The sequence below is a fragment of the Streptomyces sp. NPDC060205 genome (genome assembly GCF_042728395.1).
Taxonomy (GTDB): Bacteria; Actinomycetota; Actinomycetes; order Streptomycetales; family Streptomycetaceae; genus Streptomyces.
In genome coordinates this window covers 35781-58632 of sequence record NZ_JBHWZP010000008.1, presented here as the reverse complement: position 1 = coordinate 58632, position 22852 = coordinate 35781, and the positions used below count along the sequence as shown (strand labels likewise).

Genomic DNA, 22852 nt, shown 5'->3' with positions numbered 1-22852 from the left:
ACCGCTGAGGGTCCCTCCGGATGCCGTACGCACTGTGCCGTACGGGCTGGGAGGGCTGTCGGGTCGGAGCCGATCGGGCCACCGACCGGGCATCCTCATTCGTGCGGACCCGCCGGGTTACGTAGATCAACTCAGCGAGCGCATTACCACCATACCCCGGATCCGCGCATATGCGATGGCCGATTTGGTCACGTAGTCGTCGTCACACTGATTGACCAGGGCCTTACGCCGTGCGGCGAGCGGGCTATTGTGCGCTTCATGACGACGCCTGCCAAATCTTCCGACGCACCCGCCGAACCCACCGGAGTCGCCGCCCAGGACTGGGCCACGGCCTCCGTGGACCCCCAGTACCGTGCCGCGGTCGTGGACCTGATCGGCGCGCTCGCGTACGGGGAGCTGGCGGCGTTCGAGCGGCTCGCGGAGGACGCGAAACTGGCGCCGACGCTCGGGGACAAGGCGGAGCTGGCGAAGATGGCCTCGGCCGAGTTCCACCACTTCGAGCAGTTGCGGGCCCGGCTGACCGAGATCGGCGCGGAGCCGACGCAGGCGATGGAGCCGTTCGTCGCCGCGCTCGACGGGTTCCACAAGCAGACCGCGCCGTCCGACTGGCTGGAAGGCCTCGTGAAGGCGTACGTCGGCGACTCGATCGCCAGTGACTTCTACCGGGAGGTCGCGGCGCGGCTCGACGCCGATACGCGCAAGCTCGTACTGGCCGTTCTCGACGACACCGGTCACGCGTCGTTCGCCGTCGAGAAGGTGCGGGCCGCCATCGACGCGGATCCGCGGGTGGGCGGGCGGCTCGCGCTGTGGGCGCGGCGGCTGATGGGGGAGGCGCTGTCGCAGTCCCAGCGGGTGGTCGCCGACCGGGACGCGCTGTCGACGATGCTCGTCGGCGGGGTCGCGGACGGGTTCGATCTCGCGGAGGTGGGGCGGATGTTCTCGCGGATCACCGAGGCGCACACGAAGAGGATGGCCGCGCTGGGGCTGGCCGCCTGAGCCTTCGCCCCCCGGGCCGGTTGTCGGATGTCTGCGGGTCCGTGGGGGCTGTTCGCGCAGTTCCCCGCGCCCCTGAAACGCCCTTCGGGCCTGTCGTGTTCGGCTGCGGGTTCGGTGGGGGCCGGTCGCGCCGTTCCCCGCGCCCCTCGGAGGCGGGGCTGCGCCCGCGCCTCCTCAGCTGTCGTGCGGGCTGTTGCTCAGACCGTCGCCCCGTGGTGGTGGCGGAGTCTTCCCGCGGGGCGCAGGAGCAGGGAGAGGGAGGCTGCGGCCACTGCCGCCGCGCCCAGCATCACCGGCAGGAAGCCGGCGGATCCCAGCGCGGTGTGGGTCAGGAAGGCTCCGAAGAGGCCGCCCGCGACGCCCGTCGGGAGGACGATCCTGCGGACCGGCAGGCGGTGCGGCAGGCGGTATGCCGCCGCCAGGGCCAGTGCCAGACCGAGGATGGCCGAGCCGAGCGCTTCCAAGAACATGAGGGGGGTCCCTTCCGCACGGCTGTGTGCACTTCGGTCGTAGCCCGTCATACCCGTGACCTGCGGAATGCAACCCTCCCGTGTGGATGAGTTGTGCTCCATCTGTGAAGCGCGGACAGCCGGCCCGGACAGGGAGAACGGCATGAAAAAAGGGGCCCGGCGGCCATCGGCCTCCGAGCCCCTCTTCCGCGTTCTGCGGCGTCCTGCGACCTACAGCGCGCTGAAGCCCACCTTGCGGGTCGTCGGCTCGCCGAGCTCCACGTAGGCGAGGCGGTCCGCCGGTACCAGGACCTTGCGGCCGTGGTCGTCCACGAGGCTGAGCAGCTGCGACTTGCCTGCCAGCGCCTCGGACACCGCGCGCTCGACCTCTTCCGGGGTCTGACCGCTCTCCAGAACGATCTCGCGGGGCGCGTGCTGCACGCCGATCTTGACCTCCACGGCTATGTCCCTCCGACGGTCACTGATGTGCGCGTGTCTCCGCGCCGTACGCAGCACACATTAGCCCGGTGAGGGGACGTACATGCTCCGCCCGAGAACGCCAGGAGCGAACACCTTGTGGGAACAAAGTGGCGGTCGGCGCCGACGCGCCGGGGCCCGTAGGCCCCGGTCAGTGGTGTTCGGTGCCGTGCAGGGGGAAACCCGCGATGCCCCGCCACGCCAGCGAGGTCAGCAGCTGCACCGCCTGCTCGCGCGGCACGCTGCGGTCGCTGTGCAGCCAGGAGCGGGCCACCACCTGGGCGAGTCCGCCCAGACCCGAGGCGAGCAGCATGGACTCGGCCTTCGACAGACCGGTGTCCTCCGCGATCACCTCGCAGATCGCCTCCGCGCACTCGAACGTGACCTTGTCGACCCGCTCGCGCACCGCGGGCTCGTTCGTCAGGTCCGACTCGAAGACCAGCCGGAAGGCGCCGCCCTCGTCCTCCACGTACGCGAAGTAGGCGTCCATGGTGGCCCGTACGCGCAGGCTGTTGTCCGAGGTGGACGCCAGCGCGGTCCGTACGGAGACCAGCAGTGACTCGCAGTGCTGGTCGAGCAGCGCGAGGTACAGATCGAGCTTGCCGGGGAAGTGCTGGTAGAGAACCGGCTTGCTGACGCCCGCGCGTTCGGCGATGTCGTCCATCGCGGCCGAGTGATATCCCTGCGCAACGAACACTTCCTGGGCGGCGCCGAGGAGCTGGTTGCGTCGGGCACGGCGCGGCAGGCGTGTGCCCCGCGGGCGTGCCGCCTCTGTCTGCTCGATGGCTGTCACGCCGCCTCCCAAAATCGTCCACATGCGGTGAGCGCCGCGCGGCCATCGTACTTTTCGGTAACCGTGGTGTGCGCGGTGCGAGCGGAGAATTTCACGGACCGGACGTCGGTGAAACCGTGCAGATCGCGCCATAGGGGGTCATGGCGGGCTCATGGGGTTCCCGGTGCCGGGCTCGCGACCGGGTGCTCGTGGGTCCTGGCGCGCCGGTCAGGATGCCGTGGTCCGAGGTCCGAGGTCCGAGGTACGGGGTCCGGGTCCGAGGTCCGGGCGGTCGCCGGGAGCGCCCGGGGCCGGTTCACCGATAGTCGTCCTCGTCGAGTTCGACGACTCTCGCCTGCTCGGCGAGGTCTCCCTCGCTGGCGCTGCCCGGGTCCGCGCCGGTCAGCGGATCGTCCCGCCGGGGTGCCAGATCCGTGTGCTGCTCGGCGGCGTCGGCCTCGGGGGCCTCCACGCCGATCTCGGCGGCGCCGGTGTCGTCGTCCGTGTCCTCGAATGCCTCGGGGTCGGTGGGGTCGACAGTCATGAGTCCTCTTCCCGAGCGGTGCGAGTGCGCTCTTGCGCTGGTACGAGTGCCCTCGTTCACGAAGCCTAAGAGACCTGGGTGGGGGGCGCTACGCGATCCGGCCGGGCCGGGGCCTGTTCCTGTGACGGCGAACACACGATCCAGCGCGTGATCGTCTCGTAACATTGCTGCATGTCTTCGACCGAACTGCCGTCAGTGCTGGCCACCTCCGTCGCGCCGAAGGTCAGTTCCGTCCGGGTGGCGGCGGGGGAGCGGCTGCGCACGGTCGGGCTCCCCGGGGTCACGCTGACGGTCCGTTCGAGGCCGCCGGCCAGGGAGGGCCTGCCCCCCGCGCTGTACGTGCACGGGCTGGGCGGCTCCTCGCAGAACTGGTCGGCGCTGATGCCGCTCCTGGACGGCCTCGTGGACAGCGAGGCCCTCGACCTGCCGGGCTTCGGCGACTCGCCGCCGCCGGACGACGGCGACTACTCGGTGACGGGACACGCCCGCGCGGTCATCCGATATCTCGACGCGGCCGAGCGCGGGCCCGTGCACCTCTTCGGGAACTCGCTGGGCGGCGCCGTCTCGACGCGCGTGGCCGCCGTACGCCCCGATCTCGTGCGCACGCTCACGCTCGTCTCGCCCGCGCTTCCCGAACTGCGGGTGCAGCGCAGCGCGGTGCCCACCGCGCTGCTCGCCCTGCCGGGTGTGGCGGCCCTGTTCACCAGTTTCACCAAGGGCTGGACCGCCGAGCAGCGGGTGCGGGGGGTCACCGCGCTCTGTTACGGGGACCCCGGCATGGTGACGCCGGAAGGATTCCGCAACGCGGTCGAGGAGATGGAGCGGCGGCTCGCCCTTCCCTACTTCTGGGACGTCATGGCACGCTCGGCGCGCGGCATCGTGAACGCGTACACGCTGGGCGGCCAGCACGGACTGTGGCGCCAGGCCGAGCGGGTGCTCGCCCCTACACTGCTCGTCTACGGAGGCCGCGATCAGCTCGTCTCGTACCGTATGGCCCAGCGCGCGGCGCGTGCGTTCAGGGACTCGCGGTTGCTGACATTGCCTGACGCGGGCCATGTGGCGATGATGGAGTACCCGGAGACCGTGGCCACGGCCTTCCGCGAACTCCTCGCGGACACAGGTGAGTTGACCGACACCGGCGCTACCGGCGCGAGGAGCTGAAGCGGGACGTGGGACGTCACAGCCGGCGCGGGCCCGCCCCCAAGGGCGAGACCGCCGACCCTCCCGCCGCTCCGGCTGCCCGGCCGCAGACGGGGACCACCGCGGAGACGGCGGGGCGCCGACGGCCCCCCGGCGGGCCGCAGTCCGCGGCGCCGCAAACTTCGTCGGCCTACGGGACACCCGCTCGGGGGGTGCCCCGTCTGCCCGACGGCTGGGTTCCGCAAGGGCCCGGCGGCTCGCCCGGACAGGGTGGTCTGCCCGGACAGGGCGGCCCGTCAGGGCCGGGAAGCATGCCCGGACAGGGAGGCCCGTCCGCGCAGGGGGGTCTGCCCGGGCAGGGCGGCCCGTCCGGACCGGGTGTTCCGCGATCCGCCGGCCGGCCGGCCGCGGGCGGAGACCCCCGGTACGCCGGTGGGGCTCCCGGGTACGCGGACCAGCACCGGGGCGGGACACGGCCGGGCGGAGGGCCACGCCTTCCCGACGGCACCCCCGCGCACGGATTCCCGCGGTTGCAGGACGGCACTCCGGCCCATGGATTTCCGCGTCTCCCCGACGGGACGCCGGCCCACGGATTCCCCCGGCTGCCGGACGGCACCCCCGCGCACGGGTTCCCGCGCCTTCAGGACGGGACCCCGGCCCATGGGTTTCCGCGGCTGCCCGGCAGCGGCGGTGGCGGTGGCGGTCCGGCGCAGGGTGCGCCGCGCAGCGCCGACGGCACTTTGGCCCACGGCATGCCCCCGGTCCGCGGCGGTCACCCCGAGCAGCGTGAGGCGGGCGGCGGCTGGGGCACGGCGAGGACGGCCACCGGGTACGGAGCCGGCGTCGGCGTGACGCAGGTGTCTCCGCAAGGGCCCGCGCGGGGGCCGGGCCAAGGCGCGCCGCGTGAGCGGCCCGGAGTGCCGATCCCCGGGCAGCGGTACGCACCGGGCGCGGCGGGAGCCCCTGGCCCGCGCCAGGCCTACGTCGACGCGTTCGCTACGGACGGGGGGAGTGGCCAGGGCGGCGACGACCAGTTCGCACCGCGTGCCGCCACGCCCGCGGCGGCGGCGCTGCGCGCGGACCCCTTCGCCCCGCTCACCGACCGGGACGAGGAGGTCGAGCACAAGACCCCGCCGCCCCGGGGGCCGAAGACACCGGGCACCGCGCCGGACAAGGCCAAGGGCGGCAAGGGCCGGGCCTTCACCGGCATCGCGGCCGCGGCCGTCACCACCGTGCTCGCCGTCGTCGTGGCGGGCCAGGTCGCCGACGGCGGCAAGGACGACTCCGCGGGCACGCAGGCGGCCGGCGGCGCCGACCGGGAGGCCAAGGACTCCGCGTCGCGCACCGACAAGCGGCCCGCGCCCTCCACGACACCGCGCGCGGTGACCCTGTCGTACGCCCAGCAGATGGCGGCGAAATACCCCCTGGACGCCGAACTCAAGGGCGGCGGCACATTCGACGCGGTCACCGGATTCGACAAGGCGCCGGGAACCGGCCAGAAATTCACCTACCGCGTCGACGTGGAGAAATCCCTCGGACTCGACGGAAAGCTCTTCGCGCAGGCCGTACAGAAAACCCTGAACGACAAGCGGAGTTGGGCGCACGGCGGCGGTCGTACCTTCGAGCGGATTTCTTCCGGAAAGCCCGACTTCGTCATCACGCTCGCCAGTCCCGGCACCACCGCTTTCTGGTGCGCCAAGTCGGGTCTCGACACCACCGAGGACAACGTCTCCTGCGACTCGGCCGCCACCGACCGCGTGATGATCAACGCATACCGCTGGGCGCAGGGCTCGGAGACATACGGGGACAAGATGTACTCGTACCGGCAGATGCTGATCAATCACGAGGTGGGGCACCGGCTCGGGTACGGGCATGTGAGCTGCAGTGTCGACGGCGGGCTCGCCCCCGTCATGCAGCAGCAGACCAAGTTCCTGAACCACGACGGGATCAAGTGTCTGCCCAACCCCTGGCCCTTCCCGTCGAGTTGAGCGAACGCGTCGCGGGGGCGGCCGGGGGCCGGACGGCTCACATTGACAGGCGGGGAAAGTTCGTTCATATTTTCTCGCATGTCGCCTCGTCACATCTCCGCACGCGCAGCCCTTGAGCTGGCGCTGTTCGGCGTGACCGCGCTCTGCGTGGCCGACATTCACTGTCGCTGACCCTCGCCCCTGGCGCGCGTCGGCTTTCTCTCGTTTTCCACCGCCACCGTCTTCTCGGTGCCGGGTGTTTTCCGGAGTGCCCTCGTGCTCTCCTGCCAGCGTGCCCTCGGGGCGATTTCCGCGATTACTTCCTCACGCCGTGCCCTGTTCGCGCGCGGTGTTCGCCGAATTCTCCGAGGGGTTTCCTCCCATGCGTCAATCGTCCGTCACAGCGCGCCGTCTGGCCGCCGTATCCGTCAGCCTCGCCGTGGCAGCGGGTGCAGTCGCCTGCGGGCCGGAGGACAACGATGCCAAGGCCACGTCCGGCGGCGCGGACGCCAAGCCGGCCAAGGGCGGCACCCTCACGGTCCTGAACTCCAACCCGCAGCAGGACTTCGACCCCGCCCGGCTCTACACCTCCGGCGGCGGCAACGTCCCCTCGCTCGTCTTCCGTACGCTCACCACGCGCAACCGCGAGGACGGGGCCGAGGGCGCCAAGGTCGTCCCCGACCTCGCCACGGACACCGGCAGACCCAGTAAGAACGCGACCGTGTGGACGTACACGCTGAAGAAGGGCCTCACGTACGAGGACGGCAGCGCGATCACCTCGGCCGACATCAAGTACGGCATCGAGCGGTCCTTCGCGGCCGAACTCTCCGGCGGCGCGCCCTATCTGCGGGACTGGCTGATCGGCGGGGCCGACTACCAGGGGCCCTACAAGGACAAGAAGGGCCTCGACTCCATCGAGACGCCCGACGAGCAGACCATCGTGTTCCATCTCAACAAGCCCGAGGGCGAGTTCCCCTACCTCGCCACGCAGACGCAGTTCGCGCCCGTCCCGAAGGCCAAGGACACCGGCACGAAGTACGAGGAGCACCCGGTCTCGTCCGGCCCGTACAAGGTCGTCAAGAACGAGAACGACGGCGAGCGGCTGACCCTGGAGCGCAATACGCACTGGTCCGCGTCGACGGACGCCGAGCGCAAGGCCTACCCCGACAAGATCGACGTACGCTCCGGGCTCGACTCGTCCGTCATCAACCAGCGGCTGTCCTCCTCGCAGGGCGCGGACGCCGCCGCCGTGACCACCGACACGAATCTCGGGCCCGCCGAACTCGCCAAGGTCAGCGGTGACAAGGAGCTGGCCGCACGGGTCGGCACCGGGCACTTCGGCTACACGAACTACATCGCCTTCAACCCGAAGGTGAAGCCGTTCGACGACCCGAAGGTGCGCCAGGCGATCTCGTACGCCATCGACCGCAGCTCCGTGATCAACGCGGCGGGCGGGTCCTCGCTGGCCGAGGCCGCGACGACGTACCTGCCGAACCAGAAGTCCTTCGGCTACACCGCGTACGACCACTTCCCGGCCGGAAAGTCCGGCAACGCGGCCAAGGCCAAGGAGCTGCTGAAGGAGGCCGGGCACGCGAAGGGCCTGACCGTCACGCTCACCCATTCCAACGCCAAGGACTTCGAGACCAGCCCCGAGATAGCGACCGCGATCCAGGACGCCCTGAAGAAGGCCGGGATCACCGTCAAGCTCCAGGGCCTGGAGGACAACGACTACAGCGACAAGATCCACAGCGCGAAGACCGAGCCCGGCTTCTTCCTCGCGCACTGGGGTGCCGACTGGCCCTCGGGCGGTCCCTTCCTCGCCCCGATCTTCGACGGCCGCCAGATCGTCAAGGACGGCGCCAACTTCAACACCGGCTTCCTCGACGACAAGTCCGTCAACGCCGAGATCGACGCGATCAACAAGCTGACCGACCTCGACGAGGCCGCCACCCGCTGGGGCGCCCTCGACAAGAAGATCGGCGAGCAGGCACTGACCGTGCCGCTGTTCCACCCCGTCTACAAGCGCCTGTACGGCAAGGACATCAAGAACATCGTGATCAGCGACTGGACCGGGGTGCTGGACATCTCGCAGGTCTCGGTGAAGTAGCGCCGTGAGCGACGTACTCGTCGCCTCCCAGGCCCCCGGCGCAGCGGACCTCTCCGTTGCGCCGGGGGCCTCGGGGGCTCGTCAGTTCTGGCGGCGGCTGCGCGCACAGCGCGCCGCCCTCGTCGCGGCGGCCGTCGTCGCCCTGCTCGTCCTGGTCGCGCTCGCCGCACCGCTGCTCACCGCGATCGAGGGTCAGGATCCGACCACGTACCACCCGGATCTGATCGATTCCGCACGCGGCGGTGTGCCGGTCGGATCGTTCGGTGGCATGAGCGGTGACCACTGGCTCGGCGTCGAGCCGCAGACCGGCCGCGACCTGTTCGCACGCCTCGTGTACGGGGCCCGGGTCTCGCTGGGTGTCGCGCTGGCCGCGACCGTCGTACAGATCGTCATCGGAGTGGTGGTCGGGGTCGCGGCCGCGCTCGGCACCCGCTGGGTCGACCAGCTGCTGAGCCGGTTCACCGACATCATCGTCGCCCTGCCGCTGATGATCATGTCCCTCGCGCTGCTCGCGATCGTGCCGTCGGGATTCCCGCGGCCCGTCCTGGTCGCGGGCGTCATCGGCCTGATCGCCTGGGGCAACATCGCGAAGATCGTCCGCGCCCAGACGCTCACCCTCAAGGGGCTGGACTACGTCTCCGCCGCCCGGCTCAGCGGCTGGGGCACCTGGCGGATCGCCCGGCGCGAGCTGCTGCCCGGGCTCGCGGCGCCCGTCATCACGTACGCCGCGATCCTCATCCCGCAGAACATCACCGTCGAGGCGGCCCTGTCCTTCCTCGGAGTCGGCGTGAAGCCGCCGACCCCGTCGTGGGGGCAGATGCTCACCGCCGCCGACGTCTGGTACCAGGCCGCGCCGCAGTACCTGCTGCTGCCGGCCGGCGCGCTCTTCGTGACCGTCCTCGCGCTGACCGTCCTCGGCGACGGGGTCCGCACGGCCCTCGACCCGCGCGCGGCCTCGCGGCTGCGGGTCGGGACGGGACGGAAGCGGGAGGGCAAGGCGGCGCAGCCGCTTGCGGGCGCTGGAACTGCCGAAGGGGCCGCGGCCGGTGGGGTGGCGAAGGCGGCCGGTGGATCCGGTGGCCCGAGGGGTCCGAGGGGTCCGAGGGGTCCGAGTGGCCCCGGTGAGTCCGGTGGCCCCAGTGGCCCCAGTGGGTCCAGTGGGTCCGGTGGGTCGGGGCCGGGAGGTGTCTCATGAGTGGGTTCACGGGATTCGTCCTGCGCCGGGTCGTCGGCGTCCTGATCACCCTCTTCGCCCTCTCCGTGATCATCTACGTCGTCTTCTACGTCACCCCCGGCAACGTCGCCCAGATCACCTGCGGGCCGCGCTGCTCGCCCGCCCAGGTCCAGCAGGTCGCCGAACAACTGCGCCTCGACGACCCGCTGTACGTGCGCTACTGGCACTTCCTCGAAGGGCTCGTCGCCGGCCAGGACTACTCGACCGGCACCGCGGTGCAGCACTGCCCGGCGCCCTGCCTCGGGCTGTCGTACCAGAGCGACCAGCAGGTCACCGAACTGATCCTCACGAAGCTGCCGGTCAGCCTGTCGCTCGTGTTCGGGGCGATGGTGATCTGGCTGATCCTCGGCGTCGGCAGCGGCGTGCTCTCGGCGTGGCGGCGCGGACGGCTCACCGAGCGGGTGCTGACCGGCATCACGCTCGTGGGCGTGGCCACCCCCGTCTTCGTCATCGGCCTGGTCCTGATGATCGTCGTCTGCGGCGAACTGGAACTGCTGCCCTTCCCGCAGTACGTGAAGCTCACCGAGGACCCCGAACAGTGGGCGTGGAACCTGCTGCTGCCCTGGCTCTCCCTCGCGCTCATCGAGGCCGCCGCGTTCGCCCGGCTGACCAGGTCGTCGATGCTGGAGACACTGGCCGAGGACCACATCCGGACCTTCCGCGCGTACGGCGTCGGCGAGCGCTCGGTCATCTGGCGGCACGCGTTGCGCGGAGCGTTCGCCCCGGTCATCGCGCTGAACGCCAACAACGTCGGATCGGCCGTCGGCGGCGCGGTCCTCACCGAGACGCTCTTCGGACTGCCCGGCATCGGAAGGGAACTGGTCCACGCCGTCGATGTCGTCGACCTCCCCGTCGTGGTCGGGATGGTCCTGGTCGTCGGCTTCTTCGTCGTCATCGCCAACGCCCTCGCGGACGTGCTCTACGCGGTGGCGGACCGACGGGTGGTATTGGCATGAGTGCCGGTGGTGGTGCACGTGGTGCGGTTTGTGCGAGTGATGCAGACAGTGCAGGTGGCACTGGTGGTACGGGTGGTACGGGTGGTACGGGCATGAGTCTGGTCGAAGTAGCCGATCTCACCGTCGGGTTCGGCGAACTGCGGGCCGTGGACGGGCTCTCGTTCCGGCTTGAGCGGGGCGCCGCGCTCGCGCTGGTCGGCGAGTCCGGTTCCGGCAAGTCCACGGTCGCCTCGGCCCTGCTGGGCCTGCACCGGGGCACCGGCGCGTACGTCGGCGGCTCGGTCCAGGTCGCCGGGATCGACGTACAGGAGGCGTCGGACGACGAACTGCGGCGGCTGCGCGGCGCGCGGGCCGCGATGGTCTTCCAGGACCCGTTGTCGTCCCTCGACCCGTACTACGCGATCGGGGACCAGATCGCCGAGGTGTACCGCGTGCACACGCGTGCCTCGCGGCGGGCGGCACGCGCGCGTGCCGTGGAGGTGCTGGACCGGGTCGGGATCCCGGACGCGGCCCGGCGCTCCCGTTCGCGCCCGCACGAGTTCAGCGGCGGGATGCGTCAGCGTGCCCTCATCGCGATGGCGCTGGCCTGCGAGCCCGGCCTGCTGATCGCCGACGAGCCGACCACCGCGCTCGACGTGACCGTCCAGGCGCAGATCCTCGATCTGCTCCACACGCTGCGGGAGGAGACCGGCATGGGTCTCCTGCTCGTCACGCACGACGTGGGCGTCGCCGCGGGAAGCGTCGACGAGATCCTCGTCATGCGGCACGGGCGCGTGGTCGAGCACGGCCCCGTCGCCACGGTCCTCGGAGCGCCCGCGCATCCCTATACGCGCGAACTGCTGGGCGCGGTGCCGAGGGTGGACGCGCCGCGGGCGGACGTGCCGGGCGCGGCGGCTGCCGCGAGTGCGTCATCGGTCAGTGTGTCCGGCGCCCTGCCGCTCATGACCAAGGACACACCGCCGGTCGCCGCGACCGGCGAGGTCGTGCTGGAAGCGGTCGGGCTGCGGCGCGAGTTCGGGCGCGGGAAGCGGGCGTTCGCGGCCGTCGACGACGTGTCGCTCACGGTCCGCCGGGGCGAGACGCTCGGCATCGTGGGCGAGAGCGGCAGCGGCAAGACGACGCTCGGCCGCATGCTGGTCGGCCTGCTCGAACCGACGGCGGGGCGCATCAGCCCGGGCGGCGGGGTACGCCCCGACGTGCAGATGGTCTTCCAGGACCCCGTCTCCTCCCTCAACCCCCGCCGCAGCGTGGGCGAGTCGATCGCCGACCCTCTCCGGGCGCGGGGCGAGCGGGACGAAGGGAGCGTGCGGGGGCGTGTACGGGAGCTGTTGGAGCGCGTGGGGCTCGAAGGGGCGCACTACGACCGCTACCCGCACGAGTTCAGCGGAGGCCAGCACCAACGCGTCGGCATCGCGCGGGCCCTGGCGGCCGACCCGCGGGTCATCGTGTGCGACGAACCGGTCTCCGCGCTGGACGTCACCACCCAGGCCCAGGTGGTCGCCCTGCTCGGCGAACTGCGGCGCGAACTCGGCCTCGCCCTGGTCTTCGTGGCCCACGACCTCGCCGTCGTACGCCAGGTCAGCGACCGGGTGGCGGTGATGCGCGGCGGCCGGATCGTCGAGTACGGACCCGTCGACGAGGTCTACGAGTCGCCGCGGAACCCGTACACGCGGCAGCTCCTCGCCGCCGTTCCCGCGCTCGATCCGGCGGTCGCCGCCGCCCGTCGCGCGACCCGTCGAGCCGCCCGCCAACAACTGGCCGCCGTATGACGAAACGTGTTCGGTTGATCTCTTAGCGCGACGGAACGCGACCCGCACGGGAAAGTTACGACCGTTCACCCCTTTTGGTGGTGCGATGGACAACCGTCCATCGCGCCACCGCCATGTCCGCATACGTTCGTCCCGCTGCGAGCCGCCGGGTCAACGGCGGCTCCCCACATGGGAGATCGGGAGTGCGGTCGTGCGCATAGGACTGCTTACGGAGGGTGGCTATCCGTATGTGAGCGGTGAGGCCAGGCTCTGGTGCGACCGGCTCGTGCGCGGGCTCGGACAGCACGAGTTCGACATCTACGCGCTGAGCCGCAGTGAGCAGCAGGAGGACGAGGGCTGGATCCAGCTCCCCTCCCAGGTGAGCCGGGTGCGCACCGCCCCGCTCTGGACGGCGAACGAGGACGGCGTCATCTACGGGCGACGGGCCCGGCGCCGATTCGCCGAGTGCTACGGGGAGTTGGCGGCGGCCGTGTGCGCGCCCGACGCGCTCGGCGCCGCCGCGCCCGATGCGGTGTCCGGGGCGGCGTCGGACGCGATGTCCGGGGTGGCGTCCGGTGCGGCGTCCGGAGCTCTCGGCGGAGTCGGCGGGCACGCCGAGGGCCGGGATGGCGGTCGGGGCGAGGGTCGGGGTGACGGTCGGGGCGAGGGTGCCGCGGCCGGTGCGGCGGACCGTTTCGGCAGCGCGCTGTACGGGCTCGCCGAACTGGCCCGCGACGAGGGCGGCCTCGTCGGCGCCCTGCGTTCCGAAGCGGCCGTGCGCGCCCTCGAACGCGCCTGCCGCGCGCCCGGCGCACTGCGCGCCGCGCGCACCGCCCGCGTGCCGGATCTGCTCACCGTCGCCGCCCAGGTGGAGCGCGCGCTGCGCCCCCTCTCCCTCGACTGGTACGGCGACGACGGACTCGGCTCGGTCGACCTGTGCCACGCCACGTCCGGCGGCGCCGCGGCCCTGCCGGGACTGCTCGCCCGCCACTTCTCGGGCGTACCACTGCTGGTCACGGAGTACGGCGTACAGCTGCGGGCGCACTACCTGGGCCCGCGCGAGGATCTTCGGGGGCACGCGGTGTCGGCGCCGGCGCGGGCCCTGCTCGCGGCGTTCCACGGCCGGCTCGCCGCGGAGGCCTACCGGCAGGCCGCGGTCATCACGCCCGGCAACACGCACGCCCGCCGCTGGCAGGAGCGCTGCGGCGCCGACCGGACCAGGATCCGTACCGTCTACCCCGGCATGGAGGCGTCCCGCTTCTCGGAGGTGGGCGAGAGCTCCGAAAGCGCCGACCCGTACACCCTCGTGTGGGTCGGGCGCATCGAGCCCGCCAAGGACCTGGTCTCGCTGCTGCACGCCTTCGCGGAGATCCGTAAGGAGGAGCCGAAGGCGCGGCTGCGGATCGTCGGCGCGCCCGCCGACGGGCCGGAGGGCGCGACCTACCTGGCGCAGTGCCGGGCCCTGGCCGCCCGGCTCTTCCCCGACGAGGCCGCCGGTGTGCACGCCGTCGGCGACCACCCGGTCTCCTTCGAGGAGATCGGCGGACCGGACGTACCCACCCTTCCCGAGGCCTACGCGGCGGGCGCCCTCGTCGTCCTGTCCAGCGTCGTTGAGGGCTTCCCCATCAGCCTCGTCGAAGCGATGTTCGCCGGCCGCGCGACGGTGTCCACGGACGTCGGTGCGGTCGTCGAGGTCATCGGCGGTACGGGGCTCGTGGTCCCGCCGCGCAATCCGCGGGCGCTCGCCGAGGCCTGCGTCGCCCTGCTGCGTGATCCGGAACGCCGGTCGCGCCTCGGTGCCGCGGCCCGCGCCCGGGCCCTCGAACTGTTCACCGTCGAGCAGAACATCATGGCATTTCACAGCATTTACCTCGATATCGTCTCGCGCTGTCCGGTCCGTCGGGACGTGGTCGACGCGTCCGGCGAGCCCCTGCCGTTCGCCATACCCGTCGAGGCCCAGGTGCCGGGCCGGTGGCCTGACCCGGGGACGCGTCCGGCGGCCGGAAGACCCGGCCCTGGCTGGGCGGCAGGACCGCCTGTACAGGGCGTCCCGCTGGGACTCGCCCCGGGCGAGCCGGTGCCCGCGGGGGAGGGGGCGTGGTGAGCGCGCGACGGAGCGGAGCGGGGGACCGGGCCATCGGCGCCACCGATGACACCGAGGTCGGGCGGTCCGGAGACCTCGGGGACGGGCGGGGCATGAACGCCGAGGTGGGCGAGATCAAGGTGGTGGACATCCAGCCCGGCGAGACCCGCGTGGTCGACGTCCAGCTGGGCGAGTCCCGCATCGCGGACGCACACCCACGCACGGGCGAACCGGGATCGGCGGCTTCGCGGCCCAGCTGGGCGAAGAACGCCGCCACCGGCCCTGACGGGACACGCGTCGCACCTGCGCGGCAGGGGTCCCTGCCGGGGCCTCAGCCCGAGTCCCAGCAGGGGTTGCAGCCGCCGGGTTCCTCCACGGCGACGTACGCCCGGCTGGCGTGGGACGCCGTGACGGTCACGGCGGAGGCTTCCCTTGCGGCCGCGGACCAACAGGCTTCCGACCAGCCGGTTCCCGAGCGGGCGGCTGCCGGGCGGCACGTCCCCGAGCAGGTGGCCGCCGAGCGGCAGGTTCCCGAGCGGCAGGTTCCCGAGCGGCAGGTTCCCGAGCGGGCGGAGGCTGCGGGGCAGCAGGCATTCGACCGGCAGATTTCCGACCGTCAGGCTTCTGACCGGCGGGCTTCTGACCGGCAGGCTGCCGGTCCGGTGGATACGGTCGCGGCTCCCGGGCCCGGTCCCGGTCCCGTTCATGACCCGGCCGGCGGACAGCTCGGCGACCCGGTCGCCGACGACCGCGCGCCGTCCGCTCCTCGCGGCGCCGCCGACCCGGTGAAGGCCCTGATGCACCGCCACCGGGAGCTGTGCGAGCGCGCGGTGGACCCACTGGAGATCGCGGCGGCCCTGGAGGCACACGGGGTGACCGACCGGACCGCCACCCACTTCCGGCACCGGGACGTCTTCTCCCTCGCGGAGGAGATGTACGCGCGAGTGCCCTGCGCCGGCGACACGGCACCGCGGCCCGAGACACCCGACACCCCCAGGGCGCACGCCGACTGGGCGCTGCTCACCCTGCTGCCGGGCGCCCTGTGCGCGGTGGTCATCACCGGCCTGCGGTACACCGAGGGCCGGCCGCGCCTCGCGGTGACCCTCGTCGGCGTACTCGCCGTGGCCCTCGCCGTGCGCGCGGCCCGCAGCCGCGGCCCCCTGCACGCCACGCGGCCCTGGTCCCCGACACCGCCCACGCGCGCGTGGACCTACTGGCTCGTCGCCTACGCCCTCCTCGGCGACGGGCTGCTCGCCGCCGCCATCGAGGGCGGCCCCGACGGACCGCCCACCGGCAGCGCCGGCAGCTCCTGGCCGATCGCCCTCGCGTCCGTCCTGGCCCTGAGCGCGGCCTGCGCCCCGGCGGCCTGGTGCGCGCACCTCTTCACGGTGCGTGCCCGCCGCCGACTCGCCACCAGCCGCGCCCTGGAGGAGTTCGCATCCTCCGTGAAACCCCTGCTCCTGGGCGTGTTCGCACTGTTCCTCTGCGTCCTCGGCGGCCTGCTCGCCCTGAGCGGAGCGGTACTGGACGAGCAGCCCGCTTACGCCGGGGCCGGCACCCTCGGCGCGCTCCTCCTGCTTGCCCGGCTTCTCACCGTGCACGGCTTCAGGCACGCCCCCGCCGTCATGCTCGCCGCCGCGGGCGTGACGGAGGCGGTGGCCGTCCTGAGCGTCTTCGCGAGCCGCCTCCCCGGCTGCGAGGCGCTGGCCGTGCCCGTCGAGACCGTGGCCGACGCCTGGGGAGCGGGCGCGATCCCGGCTCTCGTGTGCGGGGCCGCGGCGCTCGTCCTCCTGCTCCACGCGACCAGGACCCTCACCCGCGCCTCCGCCCACGCGGCACACGGAGACACGCCGTGACCCGCCACCGGCCCTCGGCCCCTGGAGGTTCGTGATGGATCTCCGCGCCGAGCACACCCCTTCCCGCGGGGCCGACACCGCGGGCCTTCCGTACGACCCATGGCACCACCCTGAAGGAGAACGCAAGATGATCACCCTCCGCATCGGAGAGTCCGCCCCGGGAGCCGCCCGATGAGGGTGCTGCTGATCGGAGCCAACGGATACCTGGGCCGCTTCGTCGCCGACCGTCTCCTCGCCGACCCGGCCGTGCAGCTCACCGCGCTCGGCCGCGGCGACGACGCGGACGTACGCTTCGACCTCGCCAGCGGCAGCCCGGGAGCGCTCACCCGCTTCCTCGACGCGGTGCACCCGGGGGTCGTCGTCAACTGCGCCGGGGCCACCCGCGGCGGCGCCCGCGAGCTCACCCGGCACAACACCGTCGCCGTCGCCACCGTCTGCGAGGCACTGCGCCGCAGCGGCTGCGGGGCACGCCTCGTACAGATCGGCTGCGGCGCGGAGTACGGACCCAGCCAGCCCGGCTCCTCCACGGCCGAGGACGCCGTGCCCCGCCCCGGTGGCCCCTACGGCGTGAGCAAGCTCGCCGCCACCGAACTGGTCCTCGGCTCCGGCCTGGACGCCGTCGTCCTGCGGGTGTTCTCGCCGTGCGGGCCCGGCACCCCGGCCGGCTCCCCGCTCGGGCGCCTCGCCGAAGCCATGCGCCGCGCCATGCAGTCCGGCGACGGCGACCTCAAACTCGCCGGCCTCGGTGTCCAGCGCGACTTCATCGACGTACGCGACGTCGCCCGTGCCGTCCATGCCGCCTCCCTCTCCGCCGCACAGGGCGTCATCAACATCGGATCCGGTCGTGCCGTACGTCTGCGCGACGCCGCCTCCGTCCTCGCGCGCGTCGCCGGCTACGGGGGAGCCCTCCACGAACTCGACGGCATTCCCGGCCCCGCCCGGCCATCCATCGGCCACCCCCGCTCCGAAACAGAGCACACGGCCCCCGCCGCGTACCCCTACCCGGACGGCTGCGGCAGCTGGCAGCAGGCCGACGTGCGCACCGCCCGCGACCGGCTCGGCTGGCGGCCCCGGATCAACCTTGAGGAATCCCTCGCCGACATCTGGATGGAGGCCGCATGCCGTATCTGACCAGCACACCGACGGGCACCGCGAGCACGGACCTGAGGATCGGCTTCGGCGTCCCCGGCTATGCGCACCCCCTGGTGGCCCCGGTCGAATGGGGCGGCCTCACCCGCCCCGGAACCCCCTTGCACTGGGTCGTCCTGAACGTCTCCGACGGTCCCGGCGCCCGGCCCGACCCTCACTGCCTTGAGGCCGCCGGACGCCTGCGCAACGCCGGTGTCCGCGTGCTCGGCCACCTGGACGTGACCTACGGCGCCCGTGCCTTCGGCGAACTCGTCTCCGAGGCCCACCGCTATCTCGACTGGTACCAGGTCGACGGCTTCCTCCTGGACCGCTGTCCCACGGAGCGGACAGCGCTCCCGGAGATCCGGCGCACCACCGGCACCCTGCGGGCGCTCCTCGGCGACGGCCACATCGTCCTCGGCCACGGCACCCACCCGTATCCCGGCTACGCCGAGACCGCCGACCAGCTGGTGACCTTCTCCGGGCCCTGGAGCGACTACCGCTGGTCGCAGGTGGCGGAGTGGACCGCCGAATACCCGCCGGAGCGCTTCTGCCACTTCGTCCACGGCATGCCCCGAGGACATCTCGACGAGGCTCTGCGCATCGCCCGCTGGCAGGGAGCCTCGACGATCTACTTCACCGACCGCACGGACCGCGGAGGTTCGGCCGACCCCTGGGAGAGCCTGCCCGGCTACTGGGACGAACTCGTCTCGCGGATCGGAACGGGTGTCTCGGAATGAAGAAGGGCGTGGCAGTGTTACGGGGAGAACAACTGTAGTGATTGACCGACCAACGGAGTCCCCGTGTCGCTGCCACCCCTGGTCGAGCCAGCTGCTGAGCTCACCGTAGACGAGGTCCGCAGGTACTCCCGCCACCTGATCATCCCCGACGTGGGGATGGACGGGCAGAAGCGGCTGAAGAACGCCAAGGTGCTCTGTGTGGGCGCCGGCGGCCTGGGCTCGCCGGCGCTGATGTACCTGGCCGCCGCGGGCGTGGGCACGCTCGGCATCGTGGAGTTCGACGAGGTCGACGAGTCGAACCTGCAGCGCCAGATCATCCACAGCCAGGCGGACATCGGCCGCTCCAAGGCGGCGTCGGCCCGCGACAGCGTGCTCGGCATCAACCCCTACGTGAACGTGGTCCTGCACGAAGAGCGGCTCGAAGCCGAGAACGTGATGGACATCTTCAGCCAGTACGACCTCATCGTCGACGGCACGGACAACTTCGCGACCCGCTACCTGGTCAACGACGCGTGCGTGCTGCTCAACAAGCCGTACGTCTGGGGCTCGATCTACCGCTTCGACGGCCAGGCCTCCGTCTTCTGGTCCGAGCACGGGCCCTGCTACCGCTGCCTCTACCCGGAGCCCCCGCCCCCCGGCATGGTTCCCTCCTGCGCCGAGGGCGGCGTCCTGGGCGTGCTGTGCGCGTCCATCGGCTCCATCCAGGTCAACGAGGCCATCAAGCTCCTCGCGGGCATCGGCGAGCCGCTCCTCGGCCGCCTGATGATCTACGACGCCCTGGAGATGCAGTACCGCCAGGTCAAGGTCCGCAAGGACCCGAACTGCGCGGTTTGCGGCGAGAACCCGACCGTCACCGAGCTCATCGACTACGAGGCCTTCTGCGGCGTCGTCTCCGAAGAGGCCCAGGAGGCGGCCGCCGGCTCGACGATCACTCCCAAGCAGCTCAAGGAGTGGATCGACGACGGCGAGAACATCGAGATCATCGACGTCCGCGAGATCAACGAGTACGAGATCGTCTCGATCCCCGGCGCCAAGCTGATCCCGAAGAACGAGTTCCTCATGGGCACCGCCCTGGCGACCCTCCCGCAGGACAAGAAGATCGTCCTGCACTGCAAGACCGGTGTCCGCAGCGCGGAGGTCCTCGCGGTCCTCAAGTCGGCCGGATTCTCCGACGCCGTGCACGTGGGCGGCGGCGTGATCGGCTGGGTCAACCAGATCGAGCCGGAGAAGCCGATCTACTAGCGGTACCCCGCAGGGACAGAACCCGCAGGGACAGAGCCCGTAGGGACAGACCCTGTAGGGAAAGGGGCTCGGCACCGCGTGTGCCGGGCCCCTTCCCGCTGTCCGGGCGGGGGTGGCCGGTGCCGCTACGAACCGCAGACCTTGCCGTCGTCCGGCACCGATCCGTCCAGCAAATAGTCGTCCACCGTGCTGTCGACGCAGTCGCTCCCGTTCCCGTACGCCCCATGCCCCTCGCCCTTCCAGGTCAGCTGCACGCCGACGCCCTTGCCCAGCTCGTCCGCCATCCTGCGCGCCCCCTCGTACGGCGTTGCCGGGTCGCCGGTGTTGCCCACCACCAGGACGGGCTCCGCGCCGGGCGCGCTCACCTCCGGCGTCTCGTACTGCCCGGCCACCGGCCAGTCGTGGCACCAGCCGGCCGTGTCCCAGCCCATCGAGTCCCCGAACACGGGCGAGATCTTCCGGAACTCGGGGAGCCGCTTCTTCGCCTCCTCGGGCGTCGGCCGCTCCTTGTCGTCCAAGCACGATATGACCCGTTGTGAATGCGTGGTCGTGCCGTAGTGGCCCGAGGCGTCACGGTCGTTGTAGCCGTCGGCCTGCGCGAGCAGTTCCGTTCCGTCGCCGTCCTCGGCCGCTTCGAGCGCGCTGGTGAGCGCCGGCCAGGACGACTTGCTGTACAGCGGGTAGATGATGCCGGTGAGGGCGAGCTGCTGGGTCAGCTCGCGGCCGCTCGTGGTCGCCAGCGGCTTCGAGTCGATCCGCTTGAGCAGGTCCGCGATCTCCTGAGTGCCTTCCTTCGGGTCCCGGCCCGTGGATTCCAGGTAGTCCTCCAGAGCGCGCTGGAAACCCCTGGTCTGGTTCTCCGCGTGGCCCACCGTGCCGGCGCTCGGGTCGACGACCGCGTCCAGGACCAGCCGCCCCGCGTTCTTGGGGAACAAGTGGGCGTACACGCCGCCCAGTTCGGTGCCGTACGAGATGCCGAAGTAGTGCATCTTCCGGTCGCCGAGGACATGCCGCATCAGGTCCATGTCCCGGGCCGTGTCGGTCGTCGAGACATGCCCCAGGAGCTTGCCCGCGGACTTCTGGCAGCCCTTGCCGAAGTCCGCGGCGTCCTTGAGGAACGCGGTCTCCTCGGCGGAGGTGTCCGGGGTGGTGTCGACCGCCTCGGCCGCCTGGACCTTCTTGTCGCTGCGGCAGCGCACGCCCTCACTGGCGGCCACCCCGCGCGGGTCCCAGCTGACCAGGTCGTACCGCTCATGGAGCTTCGCGAACGTCGGCCCGTACGGCGGCAGATAGTCGACGCCCGAGCCGCCGGGGCCGCCGAAGTTGAACAGCAGTGAGCCGATGCGGTCGTCCGCGGATCCGCTCGACTCGCTGCGGATCAGGGCCAGTCCGATGGTCTCGCCCGTCGGCTTCGCCCAGTCCAGCGGCACCTTGAGCGTCGTACACCGCCAGTCCCCGCCCGGTGCGGGACCGGTCTCGGTGGCCTTGCACCTGCCCCAGTCGAGCTTCTGCGAGGTGAGTGAGGCGGGCAGCCCCGGCATGACGTCGGAGGAGGTCGCCGGGCCCGGCGACCTGCCCGCGTCGTCGTTCTTGTCGTTCCCCCCATCGCCCCCGGACGAGCCGCTGCAGCCGGCCACCAGCAACGCGGCGGCGGCCAGTGCCGTCCACCGTGCGATACGCGCCATGAACTTCCCCCCTCGCATCGTCGTCCGCCGATGTCGCGGATGACAGTCAGGCCATAGTAGGCAGATCTCCGCGAGCACAGCCGAGCCCTGTGGATAACCTTCTGACCTGCCACTTTGTGAGGTTCGTCAGGAGCAGACCGTTCCGGCCCGCGGGACCTTTCCGTTCAGCAGATAGCCGTTCACCGCGTCACGCACGCACTTGTTCCCGCTGTCGTACGCGCCGTGCCCCTGACCTTTGTACGTCAGCTCGACACCGACCCCCTTGCCCAGGGACTCCACCATCTTGCGCGCGCCCTCGTACGGGGTCGCCGGGTCGCCGGTGTTCCCGACCACGAGGATCGGAGCCGCACCGGGCGCGCTCACATCGGGGTGGTCGGCGTCGCCCGCCACCGCCCAGTCGGTGCAGCCGACCATGCCCCACGCCAGATAGTCGCCGAAGACGGACGAGGCCTCGCGGAACTCGGGGAGTTTCGCCGTCACGTCGGCGGCGGTGTAACGGGGCTTGTCGTCCGCGCAGTTGATGGAGACGTTGGCGGCGCTGATGTTGCTGTACTCGCCGTCCTGGTTGCGTCCGTTCATCGAGTCGGACAGCAGCATCAGCACCTTGCCGTCACCGTCGTACGCCTGCTGGAGCCCTTCGGTGAGGTACTCCCAGAACTCCTTGGAGTACAGGGACTGCGCGATGCCGCTCGTGGCCGCGGTCTGGGTGAGCTGACGAGGGAAGATGCCCGGGATCGGTTTGCGGTCAAGGTCCTTGAGCAGGGTGGCGATCCGGTCCTTGACGTCCTGCGCGCTGTCGCCGAGCGGGCACTCCTCGGCCTTGGAGGCGCAGTCCTCGGCGAAGTTGTCCAGCGCCAGCTGGAAGCCCTTGGCCTGCCCGAGGGAGCCCTGTTCGGAGTTCTGGGTCGGGTCGACGACCGCGTCGAAGACGGCCCGCCCGACCTTCTCGGGGAACAGATGCGCGTACACGCCGCCCAGTTCGGTGCCGTACGAGATGCCGAAGTAGTGCAGCTTGTCGTCGCCGAGGACCTGGCGCATCAGGTCCATGTCGCGGGCCGCGTCGGTGGTGCGTACGTGAGGGAGGAGCTTCCCGGAGTTCTTCTCGCAGGCCTTGTTGAAGTCCTTCGTGCTGTTCAGCAGGGTCCGCTGTTCGGCTTCGTCGTCCGGGGTGGCGTCCTGCTGGAAGTACTCGTCGAGCTGTTCGCTGTCCTCGCACTTCACGCCGGCGCTGCGGCCGACACCGCGCGGGTCGAAACTGACCAGGTCGTAGCGTGCGCGCAGCCCGTCGTAGTCCTTGCCGAACGCGGGGAGCGTGGTGACGCCCGAGCCGCCGGGCCCGCCGAAGTTGAAGAGCAGCGAACCGATGCGCTGGTCCTTGGCGCCGCTCGCCTGCGCGCGGATCAGCGCGATACCGATGGTGTCCCCCTTGGGCTTGTCCCAGTCCAGGGGCGCCTTCAGGGTCGCGCACTTCCAGTCGTCGCCGTCCGGCAGGGGCGACGGGGCGTCCCCGCCGCCCTCGGACTCGGACGGTTCGGGGCAGTCCTTCCAGCTGAGCTTCTGGGCCGACAGATCCTCGTCCGCGGAGCCGCCGTCGCCGCCGCATCCGGCGAGGGCCGCCAGCAGCAGGAGGGCGGTGGCGGTCAGAGCGGCGGCACGCGGCGGGGAAGGGTTCGGCATAAACCCATCCTGAGGTCGTACGGGACAGGCCGCTCGGGGCGCGGGCCGTGC

At 71.6% G+C, this 22852-nt stretch carries 19 protein-coding genes; 13 read left to right on the top strand and 6 right to left on the bottom strand.

All coding sequences use genetic code 11. The features are described from left to right. The first annotated feature begins 258 nt into the window (after positions 1-258). A complete protein-coding gene (locus ACFWGJ_RS02680) occupies positions 259-996 on the top strand; it encodes a ferritin-like fold-containing protein (RefSeq protein ID WP_210880484.1) in 738 nt (245 codons plus the stop codon). A gap of 197 nt (positions 997-1193) precedes the next feature. Here ACFWGJ_RS02680 and ACFWGJ_RS02675 read toward each other — a convergent pair whose 3' ends face one another. The 4 genes from ACFWGJ_RS02675 to ACFWGJ_RS02660 form a co-directional block, all read right to left on the bottom strand. Continuing rightward, positions 1194-1466 (bottom strand): hypothetical protein, encoded by a 273-nt coding sequence (locus ACFWGJ_RS02675; protein ID WP_387320408.1) that lies wholly within the window; start codon positions 1464-1466, stop codon positions 1194-1196. A gap of 210 nt (positions 1467-1676) precedes the next feature. Further along, the gene (locus tag ACFWGJ_RS02670) at positions 1677-1904 is read right to left on the bottom strand and encodes a DUF3107 domain-containing protein (protein ID WP_055610545.1); all 228 of its coding nucleotides are present in this window, start codon (positions 1902-1904) and stop codon (positions 1677-1679) included. Between the two features lie 169 nt (positions 1905-2073). Then, on the bottom strand, positions 2074-2715 hold the full coding sequence (locus tag ACFWGJ_RS02665; protein WP_387320406.1) for a TetR/AcrR family transcriptional regulator: 642 nt from the start codon (positions 2713-2715) through the stop codon (positions 2074-2076). Between the two features lie 295 nt (positions 2716-3010). Then, positions 3011-3238 carry a hypothetical protein gene (locus ACFWGJ_RS02660; RefSeq protein WP_387320403.1) on the bottom strand — a complete coding sequence of 76 codons (228 nt, stop codon included), beginning with the start codon at positions 3236-3238 and terminating at the stop codon, positions 3011-3013. Between the two features lie 171 nt (positions 3239-3409). On the opposite strand from ACFWGJ_RS02660, the gene ACFWGJ_RS02655 reads away from it, so the two are divergent. The 12 genes from ACFWGJ_RS02655 to moeZ all read left to right on the top strand — a co-directional run bounded on the left by ACFWGJ_RS02655 (position 3410) and on the right by moeZ (position 19439). Next, complete coding sequence (locus ACFWGJ_RS02655) at positions 3410-4399, top strand: alpha/beta fold hydrolase (protein ID WP_387320401.1); 990 nt, start codon at positions 3410-3412, stop codon at positions 4397-4399. A gap of 731 nt (positions 4400-5130) precedes the next feature. Beyond that, on the top strand, positions 5131-6366 hold the full coding sequence (locus ACFWGJ_RS02650) for a DUF3152 domain-containing protein (RefSeq protein ID WP_387320426.1): 1236 nt from the start codon (positions 5131-5133) through the stop codon (positions 6364-6366). A 78-nt stretch (positions 6367-6444) separates the two neighbouring features. Beyond that, positions 6445-6537, top strand: coding sequence for an Ms4533A family Cys-rich leader peptide (locus ACFWGJ_RS02645; protein ID WP_318658070.1), 93 nt, complete (start codon positions 6445-6447; stop codon positions 6535-6537). Between the two features lie 190 nt (positions 6538-6727). After that, positions 6728-8452: an ABC transporter substrate-binding protein gene (locus ACFWGJ_RS02640; RefSeq protein ID WP_387320400.1), complete on the top strand. Its 1725-nt coding sequence runs from the start codon at positions 6728-6730 to the stop codon at positions 8450-8452. A 4-nt stretch (positions 8453-8456) separates the two neighbouring features. Next, complete coding sequence (locus ACFWGJ_RS02635) at positions 8457-9647, top strand: ABC transporter permease (RefSeq protein ID WP_387320399.1); 1191 nt, start codon at positions 8457-8459, stop codon at positions 9645-9647. Then, a complete protein-coding gene (locus tag ACFWGJ_RS02630; RefSeq protein ID WP_387320398.1) occupies positions 9644-10642 on the top strand; it encodes an ABC transporter permease in 999 nt (332 codons plus the stop codon). The genes ACFWGJ_RS02635 and ACFWGJ_RS02630 overlap by 4 nt, the downstream gene beginning before the upstream one ends. Positions 10643-10734: 92 nt before the next feature. Then, on the top strand, positions 10735-12411 hold the full coding sequence (locus tag ACFWGJ_RS02625; RefSeq protein WP_387320397.1) for a dipeptide ABC transporter ATP-binding protein: 1677 nt from the start codon (positions 10735-10737) through the stop codon (positions 12409-12411). Positions 12412-12601: 190 nt separating this feature from the next. Further along, positions 12602-14494: a DUF3492 domain-containing protein gene (locus ACFWGJ_RS02620; protein WP_387320396.1), complete on the top strand. Its 1893-nt coding sequence runs from the start codon at positions 12602-12604 to the stop codon at positions 14492-14494. Continuing rightward, positions 14491-16329, top strand: a complete 1839-nt coding sequence (locus tag ACFWGJ_RS02615; RefSeq protein WP_387320395.1) for a hypothetical protein — start codon at positions 14491-14493, stop codon at positions 16327-16329. Before ACFWGJ_RS02620 ends, ACFWGJ_RS02615 begins: the two co-directional genes overlap by 4 nt. A 171-nt stretch (positions 16330-16500) precedes the next feature. Then, entirely contained in the window at positions 16501-17460 is a 960-nt protein-coding gene (locus ACFWGJ_RS02610) for an NAD-dependent epimerase/dehydratase family protein (RefSeq protein WP_387320394.1), read from the top strand. Further along, positions 17448-18197, top strand: a complete 750-nt coding sequence (locus tag ACFWGJ_RS02605; RefSeq protein WP_387320393.1) for a spherulation-specific family 4 protein — start codon at positions 17448-17450, stop codon at positions 18195-18197. Before ACFWGJ_RS02610 ends, ACFWGJ_RS02605 begins: the two co-directional genes overlap by 13 nt. Positions 18198-18260: 63 nt before the next feature. Beyond that, on the top strand, positions 18261-19439 hold the full coding sequence (gene moeZ / locus ACFWGJ_RS02600) for an adenylyltransferase/sulfurtransferase MoeZ (RefSeq protein WP_189769161.1): 1179 nt from the start codon (positions 18261-18263) through the stop codon (positions 19437-19439). Between the two features lie 125 nt (positions 19440-19564). On the opposite strand, the gene ACFWGJ_RS02595 is transcribed toward moeZ, so the two are convergent. Both ACFWGJ_RS02595 and ACFWGJ_RS02590 read right to left on the bottom strand, forming a co-directional pair. Continuing rightward, positions 19565-21124 carry an alpha/beta hydrolase gene (locus tag ACFWGJ_RS02595; RefSeq protein ID WP_387320392.1) on the bottom strand — a complete coding sequence of 520 codons (1560 nt, stop codon included), beginning with the start codon at positions 21122-21124 and terminating at the stop codon, positions 19565-19567. Between the two features lie 126 nt (positions 21125-21250). Next, the gene (locus tag ACFWGJ_RS02590; protein ID WP_387320391.1) at positions 21251-22801 is read right to left on the bottom strand and encodes an alpha/beta hydrolase; all 1551 of its coding nucleotides are present in this window, start codon (positions 22799-22801) and stop codon (positions 21251-21253) included. Positions 22802-22852: the final 51 nt, after the last annotated feature.